Source organism: Sphingomonas sp. BK345 (assembly GCF_014193845.1).
Classification (GTDB): Bacteria; Pseudomonadota; Alphaproteobacteria; order Sphingomonadales; family Sphingomonadaceae; genus Sphingomonas.
Genome location: NZ_JACHZX010000003.1, coordinates 521,967 through 539,275 on the forward strand (window position 1 = coordinate 521,967; position 17,309 = coordinate 539,275).

The window sequence follows — 17,309 nt, forward strand, 5'->3', positions numbered from 1 at the left end:
GGGGTAATCCTGCTGCGCTGCGGCGGATCAGAAGAGCGCGACGGCGACCCGCGCGATCAGCGCCCAGAGCAGCGCCGAGCTGCCGACGATCACCCCCAGCCGGACCGCGCCGGGCAGCTTCTGGATCTCGGGCTCGGCGAACGGCGCCTCCAGCGGCGCCGAGGAGGTGAGCTGGATCACGGTGTCGTTCCGGAAGGCGCTCGCGACCACCGAACGACTGACCGGCTCGGCGAACTCGCAGCCATAGCCACCCGGCACCTGGCGTACCACCCGCGCCATCGCCCGCCCGTGGCCGGCGAGGCCGATCGTCACCGTGCTGCCGATCGCGAGCCGCGAGTCGGTGGTGACGCTGAAGCCCGTCTCCGACAGGTCGGCGACGTAGACGTCGTGCGCGCCGCGATCGCCGCGCAGCGTCGACGGCTGGTTGATCGGCTGGCGCTCGGCACCGCGGCGATCGTCATTGTCCTCGTTCACCATCACTGCGTGGAGCAGCATCGTCGCACCCTTTCGATCAGCTGTGCGAGGAGTAGCGGTGACGCGCCTACTATCGAGTTAACCGACGCCGCCGCATCAGGGCGGAAGAGCCGGATTCAGCGGCTATTTCGCCTATCGTGGTAAACATCGTTCTAACCATCAGCCTCGCTCAGCGCAGGGTCGTGGCGTGCGCCATGCCCGCCATCCCGGCATGCGGGTCGACGCCCGCCGCGGCGGGGCGATCGGGCACCGGCACCGCGTGCGGCTTGGCGAGCCAGGCGAAGGGCGTCACCTGGCGCAGCTGCTTGCCGTTGCCCAGGTCGCCGCCGTGGCAGTTGAGCAGCTTGTCGATACAATTCTCGGTCCACTGACGCATCGTCGCATCGTCCCAGGCGCCGAACCAGTCGGCGTGGAAAGTGGTGCCGGGCACACGCATCGTGCCATTCGCGCCGGGCATCTCGTCGGACGAGAGATGCCAGGTCGGGCGCGTGCCGTCCCACGTGCCGCTGCGATCGAGCGTGGCGTCGACCGTGTACCACGAACCCATGGTAAAGGTGGGGATCACCATCGGATGCGTGAACGGGCAATGTTCCTTGCCCCCGGTCCACTGCGGATAAGCGACATGCTCGCGGTGATCGGGACTGTCGAGCCGCTTGCCGTCCCAGCAGCTCGGCGCGTTGATGATCGCGCCCAGCTGCGCGCCGGGCGGGCACACTTTCGCCACCTCGACCAGGGTCGGGTAATGTCCCTCGGTCGCGCCCGGACCCTGGCAGTTGAAGTGGTGCGAGCCGGTCGCCGGCGCGTCGGGGTGTACCATGTCGAAGCCGAACACGAAGCGCAGGCCGCGCGGCAGCGCGACGCAGGCGGCGCGCACACGGTTGCACTCCGGATCGGTGTTGGGCCGGCGCTTGTAGTAGATCGAGACATAGTCGGGGCGGATCACCTGACCGCGGCCGTTGAGCATCGCCGGCATCCAATAGGCCGAGCGGTTTAGCCGGTTCATGCAGGTGCTGTCGCCGCTGCGGCGCAGGCTGGCGTAGGTCGAATTCGCGTCCGCGGCGGTGTTGCCGAAGAACTGGTGCAGGTGCGACTGGCCCGGCTTGCCGGGGTAGAGGATCGGGTCGTCGAAGCGCAGCTGCCCCGCCATGCACAGGAAGCGGAAGGCGCCGACCACGTCGGGCGCGGCGCTCTGCGGGATCGCGCCGAGCGGGCCGCTCTCGTGCGAGACCATGATGCCGCTGGCGGCGTCGAAGTTGCTCGCCACCGCGGGCTCCTCGCCCTCGGGACCGCCGGCGGCCTCGCGCGGCTGGGCGAGATCGCCGGTGCCGCCGATCTTGCCCCTGGCGTGCTGAGTCGTCGGCGCCGCCGGGCGATCGGCGTGCGCCGCGCCGGCCAGCGCCAGCGCGAGCAGCAGCGCGCCTATCCAGCCTCGATTCCCGCTCGTCCGCACTCGCATCACGCCTCCGTCACTCGGTCGGCGCTATACATCAGGCACGCGCGCGGCGCACGCGAAAGGGCCGGCCACTCGCGCGGCCGGCCCCTCGAATGTCCCAATCGAAAGCGCGCGTTCAGGCGACCGCGGCGCCGCCGGTGACGCTCTTGCGACGACGCACCGCGGCGCCGACCATCGCGAAACCGCCGATCATCATCATCCAGGTCGCCGGCTCGGGCACCGCGCTGCTGACGGTGACCGCACCCAGCTTGAAGCCGTCGATGGTCTTGTCGGGCGCGCCGGCTACTGCGGCGCCGACCAGCCACAGGTTCGACGCGCTCGCGCCGGTGACCGAGCGGGTCGAGGTGGTGCTGCCACCAGCCAGCGTGGTGCTGCCGTCGAGCAGGTTGGTCAGCGTGGCATACGACTTGTTGTTCAAGCCGAGCGACTGGTTCCAAGCGGTGGTGACGTCGCCCCATGCGACGGTGGCATCCGAGTCCTTGTCATTACCGATCTGGAACGGCGACGTGGTGATCTTCGACAGCAGCACGTCGGTGCTGAACTGGAGCAGCACGAAATCGTAGCCGTACTGGTTGTCGATCGTGTGCGTGTTGCCCCCGCCGCTGCCTTCGGCATCGTTGGTCACGCCCAGACCCTCGGTCCAGACGCCCAGCTTGGCGTCGTAGATGCGGCCGGTCGAGTCCGTGCCGACCGACCAGGCGGTGGCGCGCGCGTTCACGGTCTTGCCGTCGAGCTGGAACGAATAGTCGCGATAGGCGCCGCTTCCGCTGCCCGTCGCCGTCAGATTGAGCAGGAAGTCCGCGGCGCTCGCCGGCGCCGCCGCGGTCGCCAGCGCGAGCCCGGCCACTGCCGCCATCATCTTCAACTTGGTCATGATTTCGTCCCCCCAGAAACTCTGTTCGTCGCGTGATTGCCGTGCAGCGGGGGGAGCTTCAAGAAGCGACCGTTACGCCCCTGTCCCGGTTTCGGACCCATGCGACACTCGGCGTGCCGGCCTCGTTCGTCGGCCTCGCGGCCCTCGCCTGGCAGCCTCGGGCTTCTGCTCGGCATCCCCGTGCCATCACCGGTCGTCTCCGCGCCCTCCCGCCGTCATCCCTGCGGAGGCAGGGATCCAGACGCGCGGACCTGTCGAAGGAGGCGGGACGTCGGCGTGTCTGGACCGCCGCCTGCGCGGGGATGACGAAGGGGTGGGGGATGAAGAAGGGGACGCGGCTGACGGGAGCGGGATGACGAAGGACGGCGGCACGTCGGAGGCGACCCGCCGAGTCGAAGGCGGCTCGGCCAGGACGACGAGCCCGGGTGCCGCCCAAGGCGAGATCCTCGCCCGCCCTCACTCGCTCACCGCAGGACGCTCATTTCGGCAGCGCCACCACGTGCGGGTTGCTGGTCCAGGCGAAGGCGTCGAACATCTTCATCTGACGGCCGTTGCCCAGGTCGCCGCCGCTGCAGTTGAGCAGCTTGTTGATGCAATTATCCATCCACATCTTCATCACCTCGTCGTCCCACGCGCCGAACCAGTCGGCGTGGAAGGTCGAGCCCGGGCGCATCGCCGCCATGCCCGGCATCTCGTCCGAGGCGAGATGCCAGCCGCTGGTGCCGCCGTCCCAGCTGCCGCTGCGGTTGAGGTCCGAGTCGACCGTGTACCAGGCCCCCATGGTGAAGGTGGGAATCACGTACGGGTGGTCGGCCGGGCACTTCTCATAGCCCCAGTCGCCGTAGCTGGTGTAGGCGACGTGAGAGCGATGGTCCGCGCTGTCGAGGTTCTTGCCGTCCCAGCAATTGGGCGCGTTGATCACCGCGCCGATCTGGTTGCCGACGCCGCAATGTTTCCCTGCCTCGATCAGGTCGGGGTAGTGGCCGGGCTCGGCGGTCGGGCCCTGGCAATTGTAATAGCCGGCGCCGGTCGGCGGCGTGCCGTTGATCATGTCATAGCCGAACACGAAGCGCAGCCCGCGCGGCAGGTCGACGCACGCCTTGCCCATGCGCTGGCACTCGGGGTCGCTGGCGGGGCGGCGCTTGTAGTAGATCGAGACGTAATCGGGCCGCACCACGCCGTTCTTGCCGTTGAGCATCGCCGGCATCCAATAGGCCGAGCGGTTGAGCGCGTTGGTGCAGGTGCTGTCGCCGCTGGTGCGCAGGCTGCGATAGGTCGAGTTGGCGTCCGCCAGCGAGTTGCCGAAGAACTGGTGGAGGTGCGACCGGCCGGGCTGGCCTGGGAAGACGATCGGGTCGTCCTTGGCCTCGTGGCTGGGGGTGCAGATGAAGCGGAAGGCGCCGACCACGTCGGGCGCGCCGCTCGACGGTACCGCACCCGTGCCCCAGGCGGCGACGAGCTGCTGGCTGACGTCGAAGTTGCTTGGGATCGAGTCATAGTCACCCGCTACCGGCAGGCTGCCGGGCGCCACCACCACGCCGCTGCTGGCGGGGGTGGGCGTCGGCGTGGGCGCGGGCGTCGCGGCCGGGGCGGTGGGGGCGATCGGCGCGCTCGCCACCGGATTGGTCGCGGCGGTGGCGCCGCCGCCGCCGCCGCCGCCACAACCGGCGAGCGCCAGCGCGAGCAGGAGGTGGGGCATGAGCCGAGCGGCGCGCGGCAGCATGGTCGCGGGGGCGCGCATCAGCGCGGGGCGCGCGCACGCGCCCAGCAGCGTCATCATCCGAGTTACTCCCAGACGCCGCGGGCGAACTCGAGCCCGGCAGCCGTTCAGGCCACGCTAGGGACGCTGGGTTAAATCGACGTAGGGAAGCGTGCTTAAGCGACGTTAGGGATTGGTTCCGCGGCGCTTTCCGCCGCATCGTGGCGATCCGGCGCGGCCACCGCGCGCTTCCGCCGCGGCGCCCAGAAGCCCATGTCCGCGGCGATGCCCGCGATCAGCCCGACTGCGATCGCGTACAGATATTGGGTGACGTAGACGACGAAGATCCACTCGAAGAGCGAGTGCAGGCTGACCATCACCAGCGCCACCGCCAAGCCCAGCAGGACGTCGCCGCGCGGGTCGCGCCGGAACCGCCAGGCACAGCGCAGCGCCACCACCATAGGCCATAGCAGCAGGACCACGAAGGCGGCGATGCCGGTATAGCCCATCTCCGCGGCCGACAGCAGATAGGCGTTGTGGACGTGCGCGCTGCGGCTGCCGTAGACCGCGGCCACGCCGGCGCGATCCGAATAGCCCTGCGTGTTGGCGACCACGACATAATGGTTGCCGCCGATGCCGAGCGGATGGTCATGGACGATCGCCTTGGCGGCGCGTTCGAAGGCGGCGCGTTCGTCATAGCCGCCATCGTCGGCCTGCTTGCTGAAGCGCGCGCCGAGCGTGGCATAGGCCACTGGCGCGGCCACCACCAGCGACAGCACGCCCGCGACCGCGACCGTGGTCTTACGCGCGCTCGGCTGGCGCATGATCGACAGCAGCAGCGTCAGCACGACGCCGGCCGCGGAGAAGCCGATCGTCGCGCGCGACGCGGTCAGCACCACGGCGGTCAGACCCGCGATCGGGCCGAGCCACAGCCAGCGCGACCTCTTCGTGGCCAGCAGCATCGCCAGCGACGGGAAGATCACGAAGTGAGTCAGCATGCCAAGCAGGTTCTGGTGCCCTAGCGTGCCGGCCGCCTGCAGCGCGCCCTCCGCATGCGCCTTCACCGACATCACCGCTTGGAAGCAGATGCCGAGGATCAGCCCGAGCATGAGCGCGCGCGGCGTGCGCGGGTCGCGGCAGCTGACCGCGACCGCGGTGATCACCAGCGCCATCCGCAGCAGCTGCCAGACGTAGAAGAAGGTCGACATCGGCACGTCGTTCTGCAGCATGCTAAGCAGCACCAACGCGGTATAGACCAGGAGCGGCCAGCGCAGATGGGCGCGACGTCGCTTGGCCGGGGCGGACAGGATCAGTGCCACCGCCAGCGCGTCGAGCAGCGTGACTTCCACGCCTTTGACAAAGCCGGGCCAATAGGCCCAGGAGATCGGTGCGACCAGGAGGTGCCATGTGCTGATCACGAACGGCATCGCACCGAACACGACCATCACGCGCGGCAGATGGCGCTGGTTCGCGCGCAGCCAGCCGATGAACGCGGGCAGCAGCGCGAGCACCGCGAGGAGCGCGACCCACTTCATGCGAACACCGCCACCAGCGCCGCCGCGCTGCCGATGCCGACGATCGCGAGCACGATCGACTCGCCCAGCCCGAAGCTGCGCCGCGCCGCCGCGCGCTTGAACGCGCGCGCCGCGCCGGCGCCCTCCCGCAGCAGCGGCAGGCGATCGAAGAAGCGCAACGCGGCGATATCGGTGCGCGACGGGCGCTGCTCGGCCAGGACCGGCTCGGCGAACACCGTTCGCACCTCCGGACGCGCGCGGCGATACCACACATAAGCGCCGTCGACCGGGGGATGGTTGTCGAGCGTCAGCAGGTGGCGCAGATAGGCGGCGAGCGGCGCGACCGTGTCGGCGCTGAACGCCATGCAGTGCGCGCCGATGATGTCGCTCGCGGGCAGGTCGTCGGGCGTCGCGGCGTAATAGCCGCCGTAGAGGATCTGCCAGCCGGGCGGCACGCTCACGTCGCGCGCGGCCGGCGTGAAATCGGCGTCATCCTCCAGGATCAGCACGCTCTCGCCCGCCGCCGCCGCTTCCTCGAGGATGGCGAGATGGCTGTGATACACGCCGCGCGCACCGCGCGAGGTGAAGCTGCCCGCGTCGTCGAAGCGGCATGCGTCGAAGAACGCCACCTTCGGGTCGTGCTCGGCGCCGAGCCGGCGCAGCTCGCCCAGCATCTGCGCGCGCCGGTCAGTGCGATGCGCGAGGTTGATGATGCGGACTCGGTCGACATGGTCGAACAGCATAGAGATCAGCCTATTCGGGCGGCGAAGCGGGAGACGAGCGGGGCGACCGCGGTGGCGATGTCGAACTCGCGTTCGACCTTGGCGCGGCCGGCGGCGGCGAGCCGGTCGCCCAGCGCGGCATCGTCGCGCAGCCGCGCGATCTGGCGGCGCAGGTCGTCCCAGTCGCCGGGGCGAAAGAGCAGGCCCTCGGCGCCGTCCTCGATCAGCTCGGGCACCCCCGCGACCCGGCTGCCGATCACGGGCAGGCCGAGCGCCATCGCCTCCATCAGCACGATCGGCAGGCCCTCCATGAAGCTCGGCAGCACCAGCATGTCGTGGCGCGCGATCTCGGCCAGCGTCGCGGCCTCGTCGAGCCGCCCCGCGAAACGGACGCGCGCGCCGAGCCCGAGCCGCGCCACCGCGGCGTCGATCTGGCCGCGCAGCGGGCCGTCACCCACCAACGTGAGCTCGACGTCGAGCGGTGCGATCGCCTCGAGCAGCCCGAGATGCCCCTTCTCCGCCGACAGCCGCGCCACGCACACCAGCCGACGCCGCGCGCCAGCTGTGCGCGCGACCGGGGCGGCGAGCGCGGGCGCGGCGAGGTCGAGCCCGCAGCGCACCACCGCGAATTTGTGCCAGTGCGCCGGCGCGGTGACCCGCATCGCCTGCGCCCGCCCGAACCAGGAGACACAGGCGGCGAACTCGGCCTGCTCCAGCTTGGCGCCGAGCGTCAGCCCGGCGGGATAGTCGGTCTCCGAGATGCCGTGCAGCGTCAGGCTCCACGGCAGGCCCGCGAAGCGCGCCGCCATCATGCCGACGGTCGCGCCCGCGTTCGCGAAATGATTGTGCACGTGGCTGACCCGGTCCTCGCCGAACATCCGCGCCAGCACCACCGCCTCGGCGAAGTGGAACAGCGCCCAGAGCGCGGCGCGCAGCCCCGGCACGCGGTGGCGCCAGGCGAGCCGAAGCAGCGCGAGATAGGCGCCGGGACGGCGCGTCAGCGCGCCCAGATGCGCGCCGAGCAGCGCCCCCGCGCCCAGCGGCAGCACGAAGCGCGTGGTCTCGGCCGAGGCGCGGTCCTCGGGCGCGACCAGCTCGGCCGCGCCGGGACGGCGGATGCTGTAGGTGCGCACGTCGACGCCGTGGCGGCGCAGGCTCTCCACCTCGCGGCGGATGAAGGTGTGCGACGAGGCCGGATATTGGCTCACCACATAGGCGATGCGGGGGGGGCGTGGGTCGGTCATTTGTAGGTGATCGCCGATCCCGCGGCGCGGCGGCGGCGCGCATAGCGCAGCATGCCCTGCAGCTCGGGGAATTTCGCCAGCATCGTGTAGAAGGCGTTGGGCCACGCCATCGCGCCATGGCGGTCGCGTCGGGCCACCCGCGCCACCTGGAGCGCGAGCAGCAGCACGGGCAGCAGCAGCAGCGCGGGATCGACCAGCAGCGCCAGCACCGCGCCCGCGAGCGGCAGCGCGCCCGCCCACAGCAGCGCGCGGCGGCGCTCGGCGCGGTAGAGCGGATGCGGCAGCGCGCGGGTCGCCTCGCCGGCCTGGGCATAGCCGAAGCCGCCGCGCACCGCGCGCCACCACCATTGGCCGAAGCGCAGCATCGCGGCGTCGTGCAGCGTCATCGCCGCGTCGATCCGCCACACCCGCCAGCCGGCGGCGCGCAGCCGCGCGCACAGCTCGGGCTCCTCGCCCGCGGTGAGATCGTCGCGGAAGCCGCCCGCGGCGCGGACCACCTCGGCGCGCATCAGCGAGTCGCCGCCGCACGCCCCGGCCTCGCCGATCGGCGTGTCCCACTCCAGGTCGCACAGTCGGTTGTAGACCGAGGCCTCGGGATGGCGCTCGCGCCGGCGTCCGCACACCACCGCCACGTCGGGGTGCGCGGCGAGGAAGCGAGTCGCGGCGGCGAGCCAGTCCGGCGCCAGCTCGCAGTCGCCGTCGATGAATTGGACGAGGTCGCAGTCGGCGGGCAGGGCGTCGAAGCCGGCGTTGCGCGCGCGCGCCGCGGTGAAGGGGAGCGCCATGTCGAGATCGACCACCTGCGCGCCGAGTTCGCGCGCGCGCGCAGGGCTGCCGTCGGTCGAGGCCGAGTCGACATAGATCACCGCCGCGGCACCGCTGCCTTCGAGCGAGCGCAGGCAGCGCATCAGCCGCTCGCCCTCGTTGCGGCCGATCGCGACGATGCCGATGCGCGGCGGGGGCGAAAAAGGCGCGCTCATCTCCACGGCAGCAGACTCGTCACGTCGCCGGTCAGCCCGACGCCGTACAGCGCCTCGCGGAAGAGCACGGCCAGACCCAGCATGACCAGCGTCATAGCAAGGTCCTGCCGCGCGAACGACAGCCCCTCGCGACGCTGCGCGACCCAGAGCGGCACGTAACGGACCAGCTCGGCGCTGGCGATCACGAGCACCGCGCCGCCGATACCGTAGAAGTTGACCGCGACCGGCAGGCCGACCAGCAGCCAGGCGAACTTGCCGATATTGGCGCTGGCGCCATAGACCGGCTTGCCGATGCCGAGCAGCACCGATTCGTTGATCGTCGACAGGATCGCGAACCACACGCCGAACGACAGCGCGGGCAGCATCTGCGCCGCCCCCTGGTAGCGCTGGTCGTAAAGCAGGGCGGTGAGCAGGTCCGACACGGCGATGAACCCCGCCACCGCCGCGGCGGCGCCGAGCAGCAGCAGCGGGCGGTGCCGTGCCAGCCGCGCGCGCAGCTCGGCGGTGGTGTCGAACGAGGCCGCCACCATTGGAAAGACGATCATGTTGCCGAAGCGCGCGACCAGCAGGTTGAGGATGTCGGCGAGCGAGCGCGCGATGCCATAGGTGCCCAGCACCGCCAGCGACACCGCCCGCGCCATGTACAGCCGGTCGAAGTTCATCGCCAGGAAGTAGACGATCGAGGACAGCGCGACCCAGCGGCCGAACGACAGGATCTCGCGCACCGCGCCGCGGTCGATCAGGAAGCGGTGGCGCATGCCGGGGATCAGCAGATAGCTCGCCACCATCACCGCCGCGCTGGAGGTGATGCCGCCGAACACCAGCGCCCAGATCGTCGGCGTGGCCAGCGCGAACAGGATGTGCGCCACCGTCGAGATCGCGGTGTAGCCGACCTCGAACGCGGTCAGCGCGGCGAGCCGCAGGTGCTTCTGCGCGATGAAGCGCCCGGTCGATTCGAACCCGGCGAAGACGAAGAACAGCGACGCCACCGCGAAGATGCCGGCGAGCTCGGGCTTGCGGTAGAACCACGCCACCGGCCAGGCGAGCGCGGCGCAGACCATGCCGAGCGCAAGGCCGCGGACCAGCTGCAGCGTCCAGGCGGTGTCGTAGAAGTCGGGCTGTTCCGCGCGCGGGTTGCTGATGATGTTCTGGCCGATGCCGATATCGGACGCCAGCTCGATGCCGGTGCGCACCGTGTTGACGATGATCATGATGCCGAACAGCTCGGGCGCGAGCAGCCGCGCCAGCACGACGTTGTTGACGAGCCGCAGTGCTTGCACCACGCCATAGCCGGCGGTGGACCAGCCCAGCCGTGTCAGGATCGATCGGGAAAGCAACTTCATGCGCGGGCGGACGATCCCAGGAAGGTACCGGCCGGCACGGTCGAATCGACGCGGGCCGGGGCGGCTGCGCGGTCTCTAGCAGCCGAAGCCTTAAAATCGAGGCACACGATCGTTGACGCGTTTTTCACCGGCGTTTGAGGAAAAGTGATGCGGATCCTGTTCGCCCTGCCGGGCTTCCATCGTTTCGAGCGCGGCGCCGAGGTGGCGCTGCTGTCGCTCGCGACCGAGCTGGCGCGCGGCGGCGACGCGGTGACGGTGATCGGCGCGGGCGAGGCGCGCGCGGGCACGCCCTATCGCTTCCGCCACGCCGGCGCGCTGCGGCGTGAGAAGCTCGAGCGGATGCCGCGCGTCCCCGCGCTGCGCAGCGAGACCGGCTGGGAGGAGGCGAGCTTCGTCCCCGGCCTGCTCCGCGCCTATCGCCCGCGCGACCATGACGTGACGGTCACCTGCTCCTTTCCCTTCACCAACTGGGTGCTGCGCCGCCCGGTGCTGTTCGGCCGCCGCCCGCCGCACGTCTTCGTCACGCAGAACGGCGACTGGCCGGCCTTCTCGAACGACGCCGAATATCGCACCTTCGGCTGCGACGGGCTGGTCTGCACCAACCCCGATTATCTCGAGCGCAACCAGGAGAAATGGCGCTGCGCGCTGATCCCCAACGGGATGGACGCCGAGCGCTTCACGCCCGGCTCGCCCGAGCGCGCGCGCTTCGGCCTGCCCGCGCGCGGCACGGTGGTGCTGATGGTGAGCGCGCTGATCCCGACCAAGCGGGTCGCCGACGGCGTGCGCGCGGTGGCGCAGCTGCCCGACGCGCACCTGGTGGTCGCGGGCGACGGGCCCGAGCGCGAGGCGGTCGACCGGCTCGCCGCCGAGCTGCTGCCGGGCCGGTTCAAGCGGCTGACGGTGGGGGCGGCGGAGATGCCGCTGCTGTACCGCTCCGCCGACGTGTTCCTCCACCTCTCGCGCGAGGAATCGTTCGGCAACGTCTATATCGAGGCGCTGGCGTGCGGCGCGCCGGTGGTGGCGCATGACTCGCCGCGGCTGCGCTGGATCGTCGGCGACGACGCGGTGCTGCTCGACACGGGCGACCCCGCGGCGGTGGCGGCGGCGCTGGCGCACGCGATCGCGGCGCGCTCCGAGCTGGCCCCGCGCGGCCGCGTCCGCGCTTTGCGCTACGCCTGGCCGCGCGTCGCGGCGCAGTATCGCAGCTTCCTGGGCGAGGTGATCGCGGCGGCGAAGTAGGACTTCCGCCCCCACAGCGTAGACTGCCGATCTCATCCTCCCCTGGAACGGGAGGTGGCGCGCGAAGCGCGACGGAGGGGTGACCCGGCTGGTGAGGGTCGCTGGACTCACCAGCCGGGTCACCCCTACGTCACGCCTTCGGCGTGCCACCTCCCCTTGCAGGGGAGGATCGTTGTAGCCGTTCCCCGTCTACCCCCCCGCCCCCTCCAGCCGGTCGTCGCGCAGCCGCTCGCGCAGCAGCTTTTTGTCGATCTTGCCGGTGGCGCCGAGCGGGATCGCGTCCACCACCAGCACGTCGTCGGGCATCCACCAGCGCGCGATCTGGCCGTCGAGGAAGGCGAGCAGTTCCTCCTTGAGGCAGGTCGCGCCCGGCGCGGGCTGGACCAGCAGCACAGGCCGCTCGCCCCACACCGGATGCGCCACGCCGATCACCGCCGCGATCGCCACCGAGGGGTGCGCCACCGCCAGATTCTCGATCTCGATCGAGCTGATCCACTCGCCGCCCGACTTCACGATGTCCTTGGCGCGGTCGGTGATGCGCACATAGCCCGCGTCGTCGATCACCGCGACGTCGCCGGTATCGAACCAGCCCTCGGCGTCGACCGCCTCCGCCGGCTCGCCGTAATAGGCGCGCGCGATCGTCGGGCCACGGATCAGCAGCCGCCCCGCGGTGGCGCCGTCGTGCGGCAGCACCGCGCCCGCGTCGTCGACCAGCCGCAGCGCCAGCCCGCACACCGGCCGCCCCTGCATCGCCTTGCGCCGCACCTGCTCGTCATAGGGCTGCGCCAGCACCGCCGCGGTGGGGGAGGAGAGCGTCGCCAGCGGCGAGGTCTCGGTCATGCCCCAGCCCTGCACTACCTCGACGCCGTAATCGTCCTGGAAGGCGCGGATCAGCGCCTCGGACGGCGCGGCGCCGCCGATGATCACGCGCTCCAGCGAGGTGAAGCCGCGCCCGGTGCCGCGCAGGTGCTGGAGCAGCCCTTGCCACACCGTCGGCACCGCGGCGGAGAAGGTCACCTGCTCCTGCTCGATCAGCTCGTAGAGCGAGGCGCCGTCCATCCGCTGGCCCGGCAGCACCAGCTTGGCGCCGACCGCGGGGGCCGAATAGACCACGCCCCAGCTGTTGGCATGGTACATCGGCACCACCAGCAGCAGCGTGTCGCGCGCGGAGAGCCCCATCGCGTCGTGCTGGAGCGCCATCATCGTGTGCAGCCAGTTGGAGCGGTGCGAGTAGAGCACGCCCTTGGGCAAGCCGGTGGTGCCCGAGGTGTAGCACAGCCCGCAGGCGGCGCGCTCGTCGAACCCGCCCCAGGGATGGTCGATCGGCTGCGCCGCGACCCATTCGTCGAAGGCGAGCGCGCCGGGCTCGGGCAGTGCGTCCGTGCCGCACAGATAGACGATCCGCTCGAGCGAGGGCACCTCGCGCAGCAGCCGCTGCGCCAACGCGGCGCACTCGGGATCGGCGAAGAGCAGCCGGTCGCCGGCATGGTCGGCGATGTAGCGGATCTGGTCGGGGAACAGCCGCGGGTTGAGCGTGTGGAGCACCGCGCCCATGTTGGTGGCGCCGTACCAGGCGGCGAGATGGCGGAAGCCGTTCCAGCCCAGCGTGGCGACCCGGTCGCCGGGCGCGATGCCGAGCGCGGCGAGCGCGGCCGACACCTGCTTGGCGATGCGATGCAGCCCGGCGTAGTCGGTGCGGCTCACCGCGCCGGCGGCGTCGCGCGAGACGATCTCGCGGCGCGGGTGCCACGTCGCCGCATGGTCGAGGAAGCGGTCGACCGTCAGCGGCATATCCTGCATCAGCCCGAGCAGCGGCATCGTCTCTCCCACCCGCGCGCCGCGTGGATCGCGGTCGCGTCGGGCGGCGATCATGGCTCAGCCGCGCGCTTCTGTCGCGTGTCGATTGATGTCGGTCAGGGTCGGGGCGGGCGCGTCGCGCTGGCGCTGTCGAACCCCGCCGCCTGCGGCTCGGCCAGCTCGGCCTCGCCCGCCATGGCGTGCGACTCGTCGTGGTCGCGCAGCGTGTCGAGGTGCATCAGGCGGCGCACCAGCGGGCTCACCAGCAGCACCAGGAGCGCGATGCCCATCGCCCACCAGCCGATCGTCTCGTACACCCCCAGCGTGCCGTCGCGCGTCATCGTGCCGCCCTCGCCGCCGCCGGTCGCCTCGCCGATCTTGCCCGCGACGAAATTGCCCACCGCGGTCATGTAGAACCACGCGCCCATGATCAGGCTGGCGAGGTGACGCGGCGCCAGCCGGTTCATCGCCGAGAGGCCCACCGGCGACAGGCACAATTCGCCCGAGGTCTGGAAGAAATAGATCATGAAGACGAGATACACCGGGGTCAGCGCCGCGCCGTACAGCCGCGCGCCCCAGACGAAGAGCAGGAAGCTCAGCGCCACCTGCACCAGCGCCAGCCCGAACTTGGCCGGCGCCGAGGGTTCCCAGCCGCGCCGCCCGAGGAACACCCACAGCGCGGCGAAGATCGGGCCGAGCAGCACGATGTAGATCGGGTTGACCGACTGGAACAGCGAGGCGGGCACGCCGCCGCGGTCGACGAAGCGGTCGGTGTACAGGTTGAGGCTGCCGCCGGCCTGCTCGTACAAACCCCAGAACAGCGGGTTGAGCGCGATCAGGAAGAGCACCGCGAACATCCGGTCGCGCGCGTGCGGCTCCAGCTTGAACGAGGCGAACAGCACGTAGCCGAGCAGCGCGACCCCCGAGACCATCAGCAGCGTCTGGATCACGTCCTGATACTGGATCAGCAGCCAGATCACCCCCACCGCGGCGACGCCGATCGCGTAGAGCGTCCACTCGAGCGACCGGGCGAGCGCGCGCGGCGCCTCGCCGCGCCCCTGCAGGAGCGGCTTGCCCAGCACGAACACCAGCAGCCCGAGCAGCATGCCGACGCCCGCCGCGCCGAAGCCATAGGACCAGCCGTAGGTCTCGCCGAGCCAGCCGGCCAGGATCGTGCCGAGCGCCGCGCCGGTGTTGATGCCGATGTAGAAGATCGTATACGCGCCGTCGCGCCGGATGTCGGTGAGCGGGTACAGCTGGCCCACGATCACCGAGATATTGGCCTTGAGGAAGCCCGAGCCGACGATGATGAAGCCCAGTGCGAGCCAGAAGACGTTGATCGCCGCCGAGGCCTGGCCGCCGTCTCCCTCCACCGCCATCAGCAGGTGGCCCAGCGTGAGCAGCACCGCGCCATAGACCACGGCGCGGCGCTGACCGAGGTAGCGGTCCGCCAGATAGCCGCCGAGCACCGGCGTGATGTACACCAGCGAGGTATAGGCGCCGTAGATCAGGTTGGCCTTGCCGTCGTCGAACAGCCAGTGCTTGGTCAGGTAGAAGATCAGCAGCGCGCGCATGCCGTAATAGGAGAAGCGCTCCCACATCTCGGCGAAGAACAGGACGTAGAGGCCTTTGGGGTGGCCGGCGAACTCGTCGCCGGGTTTCACCGCGGCGGCGACCCCGCCGCCCAGCAACAAGGCGAGGAAAGCGAGCGCGATCGTGGGGATGATGGGCAAGGGAGAGCGGCTCCGCTGAGGGGCAGGGCGCGCCCGCGAGCGGCGCCGATTGGTTGCGCGCGAGACTAGCGTCTCGGGCGCCGCTGTAAATATCCCCCGGGCGCGCTATCTGTCCCGGCGATGTTCAACGACCTCTCCTCGCCGCTCGCGCTGCTCGCCACGCGCCGCTCGGGCAAGCCGCGCGACCTGGTCGCGCCCGGGCCGACGCGCGACCAGCTCGTCGCCATGATCCAGCTCGCCGGGCGCACCCCCGATCACGGCAAGCTCGCGCCGTGGCGCTTCGTGATCGTCCCGGACGAGCGCCGCGACGCCTTCGCCGCGCGGCTGGTGGAGGCCTATCGCGCCGAGCGTCCGGCCGCGGCGCGGCTCGAGCTCGACGCGATGGACCAGTTCGCGCGCCAGGCGCCCGCGCTGGTGGTGGCGCTCTCCTCGCCCCGGCTGGAAAGCCATATTCCGTTGTGGGAGCAGGAGCTGTCGGCAGGGGCAGCGTGCATGAACCTGCTCCACGCCGCGCACGCGCACGGCTTCGTCGCGGGCTGGCTGACCGGCTGGCCGGCCTTCTCCGACGCGGTGCGCGACCTGTTCGGCGCCGCGCCCGAGCGGATCGCCGGCTTCATGTTCATCGGCACCCCCGGCCGCGCGCTCGAGGAACGCCCGCGTCCCGACCCCGCCACGCTGTGGAGCGAGTGGGCGGGCTGACGGCGCGCCGTGCCGGCACGGCCGGCACGGCCGGCACGGTCGCTTTTCAGGTGCGCTCGCGCGGTTCGCTCGATAGACGGGCGCGATGGTTGATGCCGGTTATACCAATGCCGGGCGACGGGCCGGCCCCGACGCTCGCGCCGGCGCGCCCGACGCGATCACGATCACAGGACATGCCGCGCGATGAGCACCGACGCCACCGACCAGCCGCAGCCGATGGACATCGTCCTGATCTCCACCGCGGACTGGGACAATCCCTTTTGGACCAACAAGCAGCACGTCGCGGTGCAGCTGGCCAAGCTGGGACATCGCGTCTTCTACATCGAATCGCAGGGGCTGCGCGCGCCCACCGCGACCGGGCGTGACCTGTCGCGCATCGTCAAGCGGCTGAAGCGCGGCATGCGCCCGCCGCGGCAGGTGCGCGACAACATCTGGGTGTGGTCACCGATCGTGATCCCATTCCAGGGCAGCGCCGCGATCCGTCGCATCAACCGCCAGCTGCTCCGCGCCGGCCTGCGCCTGTGGACCAGCCGGCTGAAGCATCGCCGCGAGCTGATCTGGACCTACTCGCCGCTGACGACGCGGTTCTACGATCTCGAGGCGCCCAAGGGCGTGGTGTACCACGCCGTCGACGCGATCGACGCGCAGCCTGGCATGCCGGCGGCGACGATCCGCGAGGCCGAGGCGGAGCTGGCCGGCCACGCCGACCTCGTCTTCACCACCGCGCACGAGATCCAGGCGCGGCTGTCGCGGCTCAACCCCAACACGCATTACTTCTCGAACGTCGCCGACTGGGATCATTTCTCGCAGGCGCGCCTGCCCGGGCCGGCGCTGCCCGAGGACCTCGCCGCGATCCCCGCGCCGCGGATCATCTTCGTCGGCGCGATCTCGGCCTATAAGCTCGACACGGCGTTGGTGGCGCGGCTGGCCGAGCTGGAGCCGGGCTGGTCGTTCGTGCTGATCGGCGACGTCGGCGAGGGCGATCCGCGCACCAGCGTGCCCGAGCTCTACGAGCGTCCCAACATCCACCTGATCGGCCCGCGCGCCTACGATCGGCTGCCCCAGTATCTCGCCGGCGCGGCGGCGGCGATCATCCCGGCGGTGCACAACAAATATACCGTCTCCATGTTCCCGATGAAGTTCTTCGAATATCTCGCCGCGGGTGTGCCCGTGATCGCCACCAAGCTTCCCGCGCTGCGCGACTATGCACATGTCGCCGCGTTCAGCGACGAGGCCGAGGGCTTCCGCGACCGGCTCGCCGAGGCGATCGCGGGCGACGCGCCGCCGCTCGAGCAGCGCCTCGCCGCCGCCAAGGAGCAGACCTATGAGACGCGCACGCGCAAGATGATGGCGCTGGTCAAGAAGCTTCGTCCGGGCACAGGGCGGGGCTGAGCGCGTCTGACGGTGGTTCAGGACGTGACAGCGACCCCATGTCCTACTCTTGCCTTAACCCTCGGGTGAAACTAGCAGGCGCGATCATGCTGCGGCGCAGCGTAGCTCCGGGGCGCTCGACCGCGCCCGCGGCAGGGCGGCTGCGG

At 70.8% G+C, this 17,309-nt stretch carries 14 protein-coding genes; 3 read left to right on the forward strand and 11 right to left on the reverse strand.

Annotation, left to right across the window (positions count from 1 at the left end; genetic code table 11):
• Positions 1-27: 27 nt before the first annotated feature.
• The 9 genes from FHY03_RS11805 to FHY03_RS11845 all read right to left on the reverse strand — a co-directional run bounded on the left by FHY03_RS11805 (position 28) and on the right by FHY03_RS11845 (position 10,303).
• Positions 28-495, reverse strand: coding sequence for a PilZ domain-containing protein (locus FHY03_RS11805; protein ID WP_183930939.1), 468 nt, complete (start codon positions 493-495; stop codon positions 28-30).
• 148 nt (positions 496-643) lie between these two features.
• A complete protein-coding gene (locus tag FHY03_RS11810; protein WP_183930941.1) occupies positions 644-1,930 on the reverse strand; it encodes a DUF1996 domain-containing protein in 1,287 nt (428 codons plus the stop codon).
• Positions 1,931-2,042: 112 nt separating this feature from the next.
• On the reverse strand, positions 2,043-2,801 hold the full coding sequence (locus tag FHY03_RS11815; protein WP_260158886.1) for a PEPxxWA-CTERM sorting domain-containing protein: 759 nt from the start codon (positions 2,799-2,801) through the stop codon (positions 2,043-2,045).
• Between the two features lie 478 nt (positions 2,802-3,279).
• On the reverse strand, positions 3,280-4,581 hold the full coding sequence (locus FHY03_RS11820; RefSeq protein ID WP_183930943.1) for a DUF1996 domain-containing protein: 1,302 nt from the start codon (positions 4,579-4,581) through the stop codon (positions 3,280-3,282).
• A 95-nt stretch (positions 4,582-4,676) separates the two neighbouring features.
• Entirely contained in the window at positions 4,677-6,035 is a 1,359-nt protein-coding gene (locus tag FHY03_RS11825; protein ID WP_183930945.1) for an O-antigen ligase, read from the reverse strand.
• Positions 6,032-6,757, reverse strand: coding sequence for a hypothetical protein (locus tag FHY03_RS11830; protein WP_183930947.1), 726 nt, complete (start codon positions 6,755-6,757; stop codon positions 6,032-6,034). Before FHY03_RS11830 ends, FHY03_RS11825 begins: the two co-directional genes overlap by 4 nt.
• Before the next feature lie 5 nt (positions 6,758-6,762).
• Positions 6,763-7,980: a glycosyltransferase family 4 protein gene (locus FHY03_RS11835; protein ID WP_183930949.1), complete on the reverse strand. Its 1,218-nt coding sequence runs from the start codon at positions 7,978-7,980 to the stop codon at positions 6,763-6,765.
• A complete protein-coding gene (locus FHY03_RS11840; protein ID WP_183930951.1) occupies positions 7,977-8,960 on the reverse strand; it encodes a glycosyltransferase family 2 protein in 984 nt (327 codons plus the stop codon). The genes FHY03_RS11835 and FHY03_RS11840 overlap by 4 nt, the downstream gene beginning before the upstream one ends.
• The gene (locus FHY03_RS11845) at positions 8,957-10,303 is read right to left on the reverse strand and encodes an oligosaccharide flippase family protein (RefSeq protein WP_183923980.1); all 1,347 of its coding nucleotides are present in this window, start codon (positions 10,301-10,303) and stop codon (positions 8,957-8,959) included. The genes FHY03_RS11840 and FHY03_RS11845 overlap by 4 nt, the downstream gene beginning before the upstream one ends.
• Before the next feature lie 147 nt (positions 10,304-10,450).
• Between FHY03_RS11845 and FHY03_RS11850 the strand changes: the two genes are divergently transcribed.
• Positions 10,451-11,542: a glycosyltransferase family 4 protein gene (locus FHY03_RS11850; RefSeq protein WP_183930953.1), complete on the forward strand. Its 1,092-nt coding sequence runs from the start codon at positions 10,451-10,453 to the stop codon at positions 11,540-11,542.
• Positions 11,543-11,731: 189 nt separating this feature from the next.
• On the opposite strand, the gene FHY03_RS11855 is transcribed toward FHY03_RS11850, so the two are convergent.
• Together FHY03_RS11855 and FHY03_RS11860 are read right to left on the reverse strand one after the other, a co-directional pair.
• Positions 11,732-13,414, reverse strand: a complete 1,683-nt coding sequence (locus FHY03_RS11855) for a long-chain-fatty-acid--CoA ligase (RefSeq protein ID WP_260158887.1) — start codon at positions 13,412-13,414, stop codon at positions 11,732-11,734.
• Positions 13,415-13,455: 41 nt separating this feature from the next.
• Positions 13,456-15,072, reverse strand: a complete 1,617-nt coding sequence (locus FHY03_RS11860) for a peptide MFS transporter (RefSeq protein WP_183930955.1) — start codon at positions 15,070-15,072, stop codon at positions 13,456-13,458.
• A gap of 120 nt (positions 15,073-15,192) precedes the next feature.
• On the opposite strand from FHY03_RS11860, the gene FHY03_RS11865 reads away from it, so the two are divergent.
• Together FHY03_RS11865 and FHY03_RS11870 are read left to right on the forward strand one after the other, a co-directional pair.
• A complete protein-coding gene (locus tag FHY03_RS11865) occupies positions 15,193-15,771 on the forward strand; it encodes a nitroreductase (protein ID WP_183930957.1) in 579 nt (192 codons plus the stop codon).
• A gap of 183 nt (positions 15,772-15,954) precedes the next feature.
• Entirely contained in the window at positions 15,955-17,163 is a 1,209-nt protein-coding gene (locus FHY03_RS11870; RefSeq protein ID WP_221190135.1) for a glycosyltransferase, read from the forward strand.
• The last annotated feature ends 146 nt before the right edge of the window (positions 17,164-17,309 follow it).

What these genes read in the sequence shown, in the direction of transcription:
- FHY03_RS11805 (WP_183930939.1), bottom strand. Translation starts at nt 495, where the DNA reads ATGCTGCTCCACGCAGTGATGGTGAACGAGGACAATGACGATCGCCGC.
- FHY03_RS11810 (WP_183930941.1), bottom strand. Translation starts at nt 1,930, where the DNA reads ATGCGAGTGCGGACGAGCGGGAATCGAGGCTGGATAGGCGCGCTGCTG.
- FHY03_RS11815 (WP_260158886.1), bottom strand. Translation starts at nt 2,801, where the DNA reads ATGACCAAGTTGAAGATGATGGCGGCAGTGGCCGGGCTCGCGCTGGCG.
- FHY03_RS11820 (WP_183930943.1), bottom strand. Translation starts at nt 4,581, where the DNA reads ATGATGACGCTGCTGGGCGCGTGCGCGCGCCCCGCGCTGATGCGCGCC.
- FHY03_RS11825 (WP_183930945.1), bottom strand. Translation starts at nt 6,035, where the DNA reads ATGAAGTGGGTCGCGCTCCTCGCGGTGCTCGCGCTGCTGCCCGCGTTC.
- FHY03_RS11830 (WP_183930947.1), bottom strand. Translation starts at nt 6,757, where the DNA reads ATGCTGTTCGACCATGTCGACCGAGTCCGCATCATCAACCTCGCGCAT.
- FHY03_RS11835 (WP_183930949.1), bottom strand. Translation starts at nt 7,980, where the DNA reads ATGACCGACCCACGCCCCCCCCGCATCGCCTATGTGGTGAGCCAATAT.
- FHY03_RS11840 (WP_183930951.1), bottom strand. Translation starts at nt 8,960, where the DNA reads ATGAGCGCGCCTTTTTCGCCCCCGCCGCGCATCGGCATCGTCGCGATC.
- FHY03_RS11845 (WP_183923980.1), bottom strand. Translation starts at nt 10,303, where the DNA reads ATGAAGTTGCTTTCCCGATCGATCCTGACACGGCTGGGCTGGTCCACC.
- FHY03_RS11850 (WP_183930953.1), top strand. Translation starts at nt 10,451, where the DNA reads ATGCGGATCCTGTTCGCCCTGCCGGGCTTCCATCGTTTCGAGCGCGGC.
- FHY03_RS11855 (WP_260158887.1), bottom strand. Translation starts at nt 13,414, where the DNA reads ATGATCGCCGCCCGACGCGACCGCGATCCACGCGGCGCGCGGGTGGGA.
- FHY03_RS11865 (WP_183930957.1), top strand. Translation starts at nt 15,193, where the DNA reads ATGTTCAACGACCTCTCCTCGCCGCTCGCGCTGCTCGCCACGCGCCGC.
- FHY03_RS11870 (WP_221190135.1), top strand. Translation starts at nt 15,955, where the DNA reads ATGAGCACCGACGCCACCGACCAGCCGCAGCCGATGGACATCGTCCTG.